Annotated in this window: 1 protein-coding gene; it reads left to right on the plus strand. The window is 74.5% G+C overall.

Features of this window, described 5'->3' with window-relative positions; all coding sequences use genetic code 11:
- Window positions 1-44: 44 nt before the first annotated feature.
- Window positions 45-1,950, plus strand: a 1,906-nt coding sequence (locus MXD58_RS26560; RefSeq protein WP_250610517.1) for an SDR family NAD(P)-dependent oxidoreductase, incomplete at its 3' end; no start/stop codon positions are given.

A 1,950-nucleotide genomic window follows, 5' to 3' on the forward strand; every position in this document is an offset into this window, starting at 1 on the left:
GGCATTCGCAGGGGGAGATCGCGGCGGCGTGTGTGGCGGGGGCGTTGGGTCTGGCGGATGGGGCGCGGGTGGTGGCGCTGCGCAGCCGGCTGGTGGCGGCGCGACTGTCGGGTCGGGGTGGGATGGCGTCGGTGGCGTTGCCGTCCGGTCAGGTGAGGGAACGGATCGGACCGTGGAGCGGGCGGTTGTCGGTGGCGGCGGTGAACGGGCCGCGTTCGACGGTGGTGTCGGGTGATCCGCAGGTGTTGGTGGAGTTTCTCGCCGGCTGTGAAGCGGAGGGTGTGCGGGTTCGGCGGATCGCGGTGGACTACGCGTCGCATTCGGCGCAGGTGGACGGTGTCGCGGATGAGCTGCGCGCGACGCTGGCGGGCGTTGTTCCGCGGGTGCCGCGGGTGCCGTTCTTCTCGACGGTGACCGGCGGGCTGGTGGATTCCGCGGTGCTGGATGCCGGCTACTGGGTGCGCAATCTACGCCAGCCGGTGGAGTTCGGACCGGCGGTCCGTCGGCTGGTTGATGACGGTCACCGGATGTTCATCGAGGTCAGTGCGCATCCGGTGTTGACGGTGGGAATGCAGGAGACCATCGACGCGGCGCCGAATTCAAGCGCGGTGACCTTCGGGACCCTGCGCCGTGATGACGGGGGTCCCCATCGTTTCCTCGCGAGCGTCGCCGAGGCGTTCACCCACGGCGCCGCCGTGGACTGGGCGCCGGCGTTCGGGACGTCGCCGCGGCAGGTCGACCTGCCCACCTACGCCTTCCAGGAACAGCGGTACTGGGTGGACCTGCCCCGCGTCGCCGCCGCACCCGAGATCACGCCCGGGCCGGCGGCGGATCCGGCCACGGCCCGGTTCTGGGCCGCGGTGGACCAGGAGGACCTGGCCGCGATGACGACCGCCCTCGGCGCCGACGTCCCGCTCGAGCCACTGCGGGAGGCCCTGCCGCTACTCTCGTCCTGGCGCCGCCGCGAGGCCCGGGCGTCCATCATCGACACCTGGCGTTATCGGATCGCCTGGAGCCCGGTCGAGGCCACGACACAGCCCGCCCGCACCGGCCCATCGCTGCTGGTCCACCCGGTCGGTCACGGCGCGGACCCGTGGGTGGTCGCCGTGACCGATGGTCTGCGCCGGGCAGGTGTCGACGTGCTCACGGTGGAACTCGCCGACGGCGACACCGACCGCGTCACGGTCGCCGCCGCGCTGACCAACGCCTTCGCCGGCGCCCCGGCCTGTGCGGTGCGACCCGTCGCGGTCCTGTCCACGTTGGCGTTCGCCGAGAACGTCCACCCGGCGCATCCGGGGTTGCCGGCGGGGCTGGCCGTGAACCTGGTGCTCACCCAGGCGCTGGGCGACCTCGATGTGGCGGCGCCGCTGTGGATGCTGACCCGAGGTGGCGTGTCCATCGGCCGGTCCGAGCCGATCGACGCTCCCGTGCAGGCGGCGGTCTGGGGGCTGGGCCGGGTCGTCGGTCTGGAACATCCCGATCGCTGGGGTGGTCTGGTGGACCTTCCCGCTGGCTGCGACGAACGCGCGGTGGCCCAGCTGCTCGCGGTCGTCGCGGCCGGCCCGGCGGGCGGCGGCGAGGACCAGGTCGCGATCCGGCCCGCGGGAACATTCGCCCGCCGACTCGTCCGGGCCGCCCCCGGCCACCGGGGGAGCGCCGACCAGGCTGACCGGGCCGACCGGGGAAGCGGCACGGACTGGCGCCCGCGTGGCACCGTCCTCGTCACCGGCGGCACCGGCGCGCTCGGCCCCAGGCTGGCCCGCTGGCTCGCCCGCGCCGGCGCGCCACACCTCGTCCTCGCCAGCCGTCGCGGTGAGCAGGCACCGGGAGCCGCCGAGCTCGTCGCCGAGCTGACCGCTCTCGGCAGCCGGGTCACCCTCGCGGCCTGCGACGTCGCCGACCGCGACGCGCTGCGCGCCCTGGTCGAGCGGGTCGAGGCCGGCGGCGAGC

Origin of the sequence: Frankia sp. AgKG'84/4 (assembly GCF_023242965.2) — a bacterium.
Classification (GTDB): Bacteria; Actinomycetota; Actinomycetes; order Frankiales; family Frankiaceae; genus Frankia.